Origin of the sequence: Holdemanella porci (genome assembly GCF_019052655.1) — a bacterium.
Classification (GTDB): domain Bacteria; phylum Bacillota_I; class Bacilli_A; order Erysipelotrichales; family Erysipelotrichaceae; genus Holdemanella; species Holdemanella hominis.
The window spans coordinates 1-8,953 of the sequence record NZ_JAHQVB010000072.1; the positions used below are offsets into that span (position 1 = coordinate 1).

General features: G+C 34.5%; 12 protein-coding genes. 7 read left to right on the forward strand and 5 right to left on the reverse strand.

The annotated features are described in order from the left end of the window. The 3 genes from KTQ83_RS10235 to KTQ83_RS10245 all read left to right on the forward strand — a co-directional run. Window positions 1-269, forward strand: a 269-nt coding sequence (locus KTQ83_RS10235; protein ID WP_217285041.1) for an RNA-guided endonuclease TnpB family protein, incomplete at its 5' end; no start/stop codon positions are given. Window positions 270-430: 161 nt separating this feature from the next. After that, window positions 431-739 carry a hypothetical protein gene (locus KTQ83_RS10240; protein ID WP_217256757.1) on the forward strand — a complete coding sequence of 103 codons (309 nt, stop codon included), beginning with the start codon at window positions 431-433 and terminating at the stop codon, window positions 737-739. Window positions 740-993: 254 nt separating this feature from the next. Further along, entirely contained in the window at window positions 994-1,374 is a 381-nt protein-coding gene (locus KTQ83_RS10245) for a GGDEF domain-containing protein (RefSeq protein WP_217256758.1), read from the forward strand. Window positions 1,375-1,450: 76 nt separating this feature from the next. On the opposite strand, the gene KTQ83_RS10250 is transcribed toward KTQ83_RS10245, so the two are convergent. Together KTQ83_RS10250 and rpmB are read right to left on the reverse strand one after the other, a co-directional pair. After that, a complete protein-coding gene (locus KTQ83_RS10250; RefSeq protein ID WP_186999631.1) occupies window positions 1,451-1,636 on the reverse strand; it encodes a hypothetical protein in 186 nt (61 codons plus the stop codon). A 92-nt stretch (window positions 1,637-1,728) separates the two neighbouring features. Then, complete coding sequence (rpmB, locus tag KTQ83_RS10255; protein ID WP_003865181.1) at window positions 1,729-1,920, reverse strand: 50S ribosomal protein L28; 192 nt, start codon at window positions 1,918-1,920, stop codon at window positions 1,729-1,731. Window positions 1,921-2,068: 148 nt separating this feature from the next. Here rpmB and mraY point away from each other — a divergent pair, with 148 nt between their 5' ends. From mraY to KTQ83_RS10275, 4 genes are read left to right on the forward strand one after another with little or no spacing between them, the layout of a single operon-like run. Beyond that, window positions 2,069-3,049, forward strand: a complete 981-nt coding sequence (gene mraY / locus KTQ83_RS10260) for a phospho-N-acetylmuramoyl-pentapeptide-transferase (protein ID WP_117923585.1) — start codon at window positions 2,069-2,071, stop codon at window positions 3,047-3,049. Further along, complete coding sequence (gene murD, locus KTQ83_RS10265; protein ID WP_217256759.1) at window positions 3,050-4,372, forward strand: UDP-N-acetylmuramoyl-L-alanine--D-glutamate ligase; 1,323 nt, start codon at window positions 3,050-3,052, stop codon at window positions 4,370-4,372. After that, complete coding sequence (locus KTQ83_RS10270) at window positions 4,369-5,193, forward strand: undecaprenyl-diphosphate phosphatase (RefSeq protein WP_217256760.1); 825 nt, start codon at window positions 4,369-4,371, stop codon at window positions 5,191-5,193. The genes murD and KTQ83_RS10270 overlap by 4 nt, the downstream gene beginning before the upstream one ends. Window positions 5,194-5,207: 14 nt before the next feature. Beyond that, a complete protein-coding gene (locus tag KTQ83_RS10275) occupies window positions 5,208-6,107 on the forward strand; it encodes a PHP domain-containing protein (RefSeq protein ID WP_217256761.1) in 900 nt (299 codons plus the stop codon). A gap of 4 nt (window positions 6,108-6,111) precedes the next feature. On the opposite strand, the gene KTQ83_RS10280 is transcribed toward KTQ83_RS10275, so the two are convergent. The 3 genes from KTQ83_RS10280 to KTQ83_RS10290 all read right to left on the reverse strand — a co-directional run bounded on the left by KTQ83_RS10280 (window position 6,112) and on the right by KTQ83_RS10290 (window position 8,869). After that, window positions 6,112-6,669: an HD domain-containing protein gene (locus KTQ83_RS10280; RefSeq protein ID WP_217256762.1), complete on the reverse strand. Its 558-nt coding sequence runs from the start codon at window positions 6,667-6,669 to the stop codon at window positions 6,112-6,114. A gap of 135 nt (window positions 6,670-6,804) precedes the next feature. Continuing rightward, a complete protein-coding gene (locus tag KTQ83_RS10285) occupies window positions 6,805-8,493 on the reverse strand; it encodes an IS1634 family transposase (protein WP_217256763.1) in 1,689 nt (562 codons plus the stop codon). Window positions 8,494-8,623: 130 nt separating this feature from the next. Further along, a complete protein-coding gene (locus KTQ83_RS10290) occupies window positions 8,624-8,869 on the reverse strand; it encodes a hypothetical protein (protein WP_217256764.1) in 246 nt (81 codons plus the stop codon). Window positions 8,870-8,953: the final 84 nt, after the last annotated feature.

The window sequence follows — 8,953 nt, forward strand, 5'->3', positions numbered from 1 at the left end:
TGCTTAAAAACCACAATCTAGCCCAGTCTATATCGGATGTATCCTGGTCAAAGTTTACAACACAGCTAGAATATAAAGCCAAGTGGTATGGAAAAGTAATCAAGAAAGTAGACACATTCTATGCGAGCAGCCAGATTTGTCATTGTTGCGGATACAAGAATGAAGAAACAAAAGATTTAAATGTAAGAGATTGGACATGTCCAAAATGTCATTCAAATCATGACAGAGATGTAAATGCATCTATCAATATATTGATAGATGCATATTAGCAAATTAGTTAAAATTAATAAAACAACCGCAGGAACTGCGGGGATAGCTTGGTAAGAAAGGTTTCGATAGAAGCCTGTTCCCAAGAATCTTGTCACTGCGGTGATGAGAGGTTCAAGTATTAACGACAATTGACATTTTCGTTCTTTGTTTCATGTGCGTTTTGACGCAATTAAGTGAATCGTTAAATAAAAAACAAAATCGTGGATTTTTATTTGCGTTTGGATTGATTGCACTGATTTCATTATTAGAAGTCGTTACATTAAAAGTGGATGGTTTACCAAAGAAATTTCGTTGGATCAATATAGTATCAAACTATCTTGGTTTTGGGCTTACGCCATCGGTTTGTATATGTTTGGTGTATGTATTGGATAAGAAGACAAAACTTAGGTGGGAATTCAAATTGGCAATTTTATGGGAAGTCGTATATCTTTTGATTCTGGCCCTTTCGATTCCGTTGTATTTTCAGTAAGTCAAGAAAATATATATTCTAGGGGGCCTTATTTCTTTATTTATATCTTTGCGTATTTTATATCGATATTATATTTATCTTTGTCTACGATTTTTGTTTCGAAACAGTTTTAAAAATCGCAGTAAAGCATTGATTTATCCATTGATGATCTTCTTGGTTGCAGAAACTATCATACAAATCTTAGTCCAGATCTTCATGTAAGTTGGCTTTGTGTCACCTTACTTTCGGTCTTATATTTTATATATTGTAGCGAAATGTGGAATCAGTTAGATGGTTTGACCGGATTATTAAATCAGAATAGTTTTTTGAATCGATCTGAAGAAATGAATTATACAAATGGTATGTTGATTGTCTTTGACGTGGATGATTTAAAACATGTCAATGATGTGTTTGGTCATATCAAAGGGGATTTGTGTTTGAGTATCATTGCGGATTGTATTAAGAAGGCATATGCCGAATATGGCTATTGTTACAGAGTTGGTGGCGATGAATTCTGTGTCTTATTAAAAAACAGTCAGATTGAAGAGGCGTGTTCTGTACAGTTTGAAAGTTTCATAAAAAAGAAGCGTAATAAATATACATATTTGCCTTCTGTATCTTATGGTTCGGCCATGTTGCTGACGGGGATATTGTGAGTGTCAAGGATTTGGCGGATCAAAATATGTATTTAAATAAGAAGAAACATAAACAGCAGCAGTGATTGCTGCTGTTTTAAGGTAAAAACCAAGTAATCAAATCGACAAGCCATGCAATGAAATTCGATCCTTTCTTGATTTCATTATTATATTGATGGGATTGAATCATTTCTTCTTTGGTGAAGCCTTTTTGTGTAAGAGAATCTATTTCTTTTTGAGTTAGGCCTTTGTTGAATAGTTCATCTATGTCTTTCTTGTTCATAAATGAAGTATAACACATAAAGAAAAAAAGAAGAATATTCTCTTCTTTTTTATCTTATGCATAATTTTTTTAAGGATCCTAATTATCTAAAATTAAATAGCGTTTTGTTTCTTCAAAGTTTTTAATGTTCTAGCTGAAACACGGATAGTTTGTGGCTTTCCATCAACTACAACACGAACTTTTTGAAGATTCACGTTCCATTTACGGCGAGAAGCACGCATTGAGTGAGAACGTTTATTTCCAGATAAAGGACCTTTTCCAGATACTGCACATACTCTTGACATCTTAATGTCCTCCTTTTTCTTTCATTTACGCAATCGCTTAACTATAATACCATTAACAAGCCCTTATTTCAACCCCTGAATTAAAATTTGTTCAAGACTCAATAGAATGTTATAATGATAATGTTTTAAAAAAAGAGGAGAAGATGGAATGTTGAATTCGAATTACTTAATAATCTTAGGCATGTGTTTAGTTACGCTTGTGATTATGTTGCTGATTATGCCTGGATTGATTGATTATTTACATAAAATTAAGTTTGGACAAACAGAAAGAGAGGAGGGGTTGGCAAGCCATAAAAAGAAGAATGGTACGCCTACTATGGGTGGCTTAGCCTTCATTATTGTACCGACACTTGTTTATATTATAGGTTCTTTCTTTACTCCATTCAAACTGGATATGAATACAATGATTATTCTACTTGCCTTTGTAGGATATGGTGTTGTTGGATTTATAGATGATTATATTATTGTTGTACAAAAGAATAATGAGGGGTTAAAACCAGCTCATAAGTTTTTACTTCAGTCTATTTTAGCGGTTGTGTTTTTCTTCTTATATCGTACAAGTTCAACTACAGATATTTGGATTCCTATTTTTAATGTGACAATCGATTTATCATGGTTCTACTTTATTTTAGTATTCTTTATGTTTACAGCTGAAACGAATGCGGTGAACTTAACGGATGGTTTAGATGGATTGTGTGCAGGCCAGATGGTAATTGCGCTTGTTCCATTTGTGGTATTCGCATTGATGCAAGGATTATATAATGTGGCATGTTTGATTTGTCTAGTGATCTTTGCGTTACTTGGATATTTGAAGTTTAATAAGCATCCAGCTCAAATCTTTATGGGTGATACGGGATCATTGGCTTTGGGTGGCTTGATTGCTGCTGTGGCAATGGTCTTAAAACAAGAAATTTTATTGATTATTATTGGTTTTGTTTTTGTCGCAGAAGTTTGCAGCGTTATTATACAGGTTACGTATTATAAAAAAACACATAAGAGAATTTTCAAGATGGCGCCTTTGCATCACCACTTTGAAATGTGTGGATGGTCTGAAGAAAAGGTTGTTACACGTTTTAGACTTGTTGGTGTTATCTTAGCGGTTCTTGGACTTGTTTTGGGGGTAATGTAGATGGAAACTGTATTAGTCATTGGAGCTGCCCGTAGTGGGATTGCCGTTAGTAAGCTCTTATTAAAGAATGGGTATCATGTTGTATTAACGGATTCGAATGCGATTAAAGAAAAGACAGAATTAGAATCATTAGGTATCGAAGTGTTTGATGGGGGACATCCAGATTCATTAAAAGAAAAGAAGTATGCGTTTATTGTAAAGAATCCTGGTATTCCTTATCGTGTTCCTTTCGTACATTATTTTGTAGAACAAAACGCAAAAATCTATACAGAAATTGAGGTGGCGTATCGTTATGCCAAGAACTTTAATTATGCAGCCGTAACAGGTACAGATGGTAAGACAACCGTAACGACGTTATTATATGAGATGTTGAATCGACAAAAGAAGAGTTTGGTTGCTGGAAACATTGGTACGCCTTTGTGCGAATTGGCTTTAGAATATACGGATGAAGACTATAATGTAGCTCTTGAATTAAGTAATTTCCAATTGTTGGGAATTGAAACATTTAGACCTCATGTATCAACTGTGACAAATTTGGCACCGGATCATTTAGATTATATGGATAGTCTAGAAGCGTATTATGAAAGTAAGATGCGTATTTATGAGAACACAAATGCGGATGATTACTTTATTCGTAATGTGGATGATGAAAATATTGTGAAGTATGCTCAAAACATTCCTTGTCATGTGATTGATTTTTCTTTGAAAAGAAAAGATGTCGATTTATATAAAGATGATAAGTATGCCTATTATAAAGATACGCAGTTGTTTACTTTATCGGATTTAAAAATTGTTGGTGAATTCAATTGTGGGAATGCGATGATGGCAAGTTGTATGGCCTATTTGATGGGTGTTTCTTTATTTAATATTCAAGAAGTGATTCGTGAATTTAGTGGTGTAGAACATCGTATTGAATATGTCGATACTATTGATAATGTTCGTTTCTACAATGATTCTAAGGCTACAAATACGCATGCGGCTTGTGCAGGTTTATCTGCATTTGAGAAGAATGTGATTCTACTTTGTGGTGGCAAAGATAAACATATTTCTTTTGATGATTTGAAACAATATGATGGTGTAGTGAAGAAATGTATTTCTTTTGGTCAGACAAAAGATAAGTTTAAAGATATCTTTACAAGTCAAATGAGTGTTGAGACCATGAAGGATGCATTTGAAAAGGCTGTGTTACTGGCAAAACCTGGTGATATTGTCTTATTGTGTCCTGCATGTTCTAGTTTTGACCAGTTTAAAAATTATGAGATTAGGGGCGAAATTTTTAAACAGATGGTTCATGCGTATGCAGCTAAAAGGAATGAAGAATGACATTTCTAAGCAGTATTGTTAAGACAATCTTATTAGGAATCATACAGGGGATAACGGAATGGCTGCCGATTTCGTCGACAGGACATTTAATTTTATTTGCGAGTATTTGGCCACTTGAACCGGTTACTTTCTTTGAAGTGTTCAAGGTGGTTATTCAGTTTGGTAGTATTTTAGCGGTTTTAGTGTTGTACTATCAGAAATTGAATCCTTTTGATCAGCGTAAATCGTTTAAAAAGAGAAAACAGACTTTACAACTTTGGTCTAAAGTGATTGTGGGCGTCATACCAGCTGCCATTATTGGCTTATTGTTGGATGATATTATTGAGGGATATTTGTCGGCAAACTTTGTGATTGCGGTAGCACTGATTGCGTATGGGATTATTTTTATCTTGGTTGAGAAGAATCCTAGACAAGAAAAGATTGAAACGATTGAACAAGTTGATTATCTTTCGGCTTTAAAGATTGGCTGCTTTCAATGTCTAGCCTTGATTCCAGGTACTTCAAGGTCTGGCGCAACGATTTTGGGTGGCTTATATTGTGGCTGTTCTAGAACGGTCGCAAGTGAATTTTCGTTTTTCTTGGCCATCCCTGTCATGTTTGGAGCGAGTCTTTTAAAGGTCATTAAATATTTTATAAAGGTAGGTTTATTTAATTTTGGACAATTGTTCTTATTACTACTAGGAACTTTCGTGGCTTTTGTGGTGAGTTTATTTGCGATAAAAGCTTTATTAAACTATGTGAAGAGCCATGATTTTACAATTTTTGGGTGGTACCGCATTATTTTAGGTATCTTTGTGATTATATTTTTCTATGTGATTTAAAGAGGGTTATAAAAATGAATGAATTTGATTTGCATATGCATTCCTGTTATTCGGGGGATGGGCAGTTTACGCCTGAAGAATTGATTGGAATCGCAAAAGAAAGAGGATTAAAAACCATTGCATTAAGTGATCATGATTGTATCAGTGGTGTTAAGGAAATGATCAAACTTGGTAAAGAAGCGGATATTGAAGTGATTCCTGCCATTGAGTGTTCAACAAGTATTGGTTATACAGATGTACATTTACTTGGATATGGTATCGATTTAGAGGATACCTATTTTCAAAATTTATTGGAAAGAACACAAGTGAAGTCTAGAAATGCATTTTCAACTCGTTGCGATAAATTAAGAGCGAAGTATGGTGTTGAAATTGATGAAGAGGCTGTTTTGAAAGAGGCGAATGATAAGAATCCTTGGTTTGTGATGTGTACGCATATGTTCAATGATCCTCGTTATCAAGATATTCCAGATTTTAAGGATTATATTCCAGGCGGAAAAAGAAGTGATCCGGCACCCGTTAATTTCTTTTGGGATAAATGTCAATATGGATCCGATTTATTCGTATATGTGCCAATGCCTGATTTTGTCGAATCGGTTCAAAAGATTCATGAGGCTGGTGGACTTGCGATTGTAGCACATCCGTTTAATACGTTTTATAAAAATGATGAGATGTTCAAGGTGTTATTGGATGCTGGAGTGGATGGTATTGAAGCTTATAGTAATTATCATACGCCTGAACAGAATGTATATTATGAAAAACTAGCGAAGGAACATCATTTATTGATTACTTGTGGAAGTGATTTCCATGGGGAGAAAAAACCAAGTATTCAAATGGGTGAGTATGGATTGGATAAAGATGGTTCTTTATGGCTAGAACAATTTAAGGAAAAACTAAAGGCAGCTAGGAAATTCTAGCTGCCTATATTGTGAATAGGAATGTAAAAAGTATGCAATAGCTTAATAGATTGTTGGAATGACTTACTCGAAATAGAGATTGATGTCCCATTTCTGTGATGGCACAGAATTTATCTACAGCTTGAATGATCCATCCAACGCTTGTGCTTGGGTGGCTTGTTTTTAATGGCCACATGTGATGTAGAATGGCATCGTCAATGGTTGGATTTGTTGATGTGATGTTTTTAGCGTTCTCAAGGGCAATGATTGGGTGAATCATCGCATGATGTCCTTCAAGAGGACGCTTATCATCTGTTTTCCAATCATAGTAATATAGATCATGTAATAGACCGGCACGTGCTGCACTATAGGTGTCAAGACCGAATTTTCTGCAAATTAAAAAGGAATAGTAAGAAACGTTTAAAGAATGTTGAAAGCGAGATGTAGCCATGTGTTGGCTGCATTTTTTTAGGGCTTGTACTTCTTGTGTATCAATTAAGTCTGATATTGTATCAAAATATTCTTGTGCAATATGAGTATCTTGTCGTTGTAAATTGATTCTTGATAAAATAGCTTTTTCCATTTCTTGACCTCACTAGGGAATAATATAGCATATTTAAAATTAAGATACAAATATTTAATTCAAACCTAGTATTATGATATAATTCCTGACTTTAGAGGTTGAATAGTAAAAAATGGTGCAACACTCGATATTTGATTATCGAGTATGCATCATTTTTATTTGTTTATCTGTTAGATAATAATTTGTTATTGGTTGATTTAATTTTTTGGATAAATCTGTTACGAATTCTTTGCTGGTTAATAGATTTATGAATCTTGTTGAGTTGATTCTTACAACTCGGAATTTTCTCATGAAATCGTATATTGTACTTGCTGAGTATTTATTTTCCAGAATCTTGAATTGAAGGATTCGTGATAATAACACGGCTGTGTAACAGATGAAGAAATGCCCTTTGATCCGATTTTCTTTTTGTAGATAGACCGGACGTGTATCAAGTTCGGTCTTCATGATGCGGAAGGATTCTTCAATTTGCCAAAGCTGATGATAAGCATTGTATATGTCTTTTGATGACATATTGATTTCAGATGTTACGAGCATATTATATCCGGCTAGTTCTTTGTCTTTGGCTATAGCTTTTAGATTTAGCTGGGGTTTTATACTTTTTCCCTGATCATCTAGAAACTGCATATATTTTGATGATTCACCATATTCTTCTTTTTTGGCCTGGCATGCACGGTGTGCCTTGGCTTTTTCAATCATTCTATTGATTTCCATCAGTTTCTTCTTCGCGAGACTGAAGTTATAGGTAACTGTTCTTTTTTCTTTTATATTACGAGTTATGACATTCCCGTAATCATCCTTGTATGAATAGGTAAACGTATCGATGCATTCCTTGATTTTATAAACGGGTTCTCCGTTCTGATTAAACACTGTTTCGAATCCGTCATCAAGAAGAACCCATTGTCCTTCTCTTTCAGGAAGGGTTTTTACAGATTTCGAAAACAGATAGCCATCTCCATTATCGATAGCTTCAATAATATTTTTAGCACAGTTAAGGCCTTTATCAGCAATTTGGATGGTACGGCCCTTGATATTGTTTCTTGATTTCAAATCGTGGATTAGATCACGCATGACCGACTTTTCAGATTCATTGCCTGGGAATATCTTCATGCCGACTGGTAACATCTGTGCGTCTAAAAGAAGGCCCATTCCCACAATAGGGTCCCTTCGATTTTCTTTGGAAGGACCTCTTTTTTGAAGAGTAGATTCCTTATCGATTTCAAAGTAATAGTTTGTACAATCAAAATAAGAACGGCTGGAATCCAGAATAAAATTGTCATCAGTCGCAACGGTTAGTATTTCAACCAGTTTCTCATATTCTTCGCCCATGAATTCCAAGCCCTCCAGGAGTTGATCATAACTGAAGTTTTTTTGAACATATAGCTTTGGAAGAATATCATGAAAAGTCTGATGTTTGGATAAAGGCGCAACAACACGAGCATATACAAGAGCGGAAAAGACATCATATACATCGAACTCGAACTTCCTTGAAGAACTTAAATACCCAAAATGTTCTTTTACATCCAGTATGTTCAAGATTTTCGCAATTGGCACATAACCCAGACACAGTTCTGGTGAAACGTCAGAAATCTGTTGAAAGTTGATGCGACACTTTTCTGTCTCCCGTTTAGAATTCAGTTCATTTACTTCTTTCTGAAAATGAGAGATTGGATCATCTATACCCTGTTCGATAAGAGCATCAACGAACCCGATTTTACGAAAACTTTTATGTCGGGTGTTCTTGGTTTCTGGAGAATAAAAACTCTCATAGATGGAAAGATAAAGTCTGTCATTTCGTTTTGTTTTTTTAAGAAAATAGGCCATAGAAAGTGTCCTCCAAAGATTACACGTTTACACCATAATTATACCAAATAAATAAAAAAATAAAATAAATTTAAAGCACAAAAAACAACGATAAATACTGGAGAATCTCAACTTTTTCTCAGAATAGCCTCTAAACATTCATGGTGCAAACCTCTAAAGACGGGGCGTCAATACCGAATTTTCTGCAAATTAAAAAGGAATAGTAAGAAACGTTTAAAGAATGTTGAAAGCGAGATGTAGCCATGTGTTGGCTGCATTTTTTTAGGGCTTGTACTTCTTGTGTATCAATTAAGTCTGATATTGTATCAAAATATTCTTGTGCAATATGAGTATCTTGTCGTTGTAAATTGATTCTTGATAAAATAGCTTTTTCCATTTCTTGACCTCACTAGGGAATAATATAGCATATTTAAAATTAAGATACAAATATTTAATTCAAACCTAGTATTATGATATAATT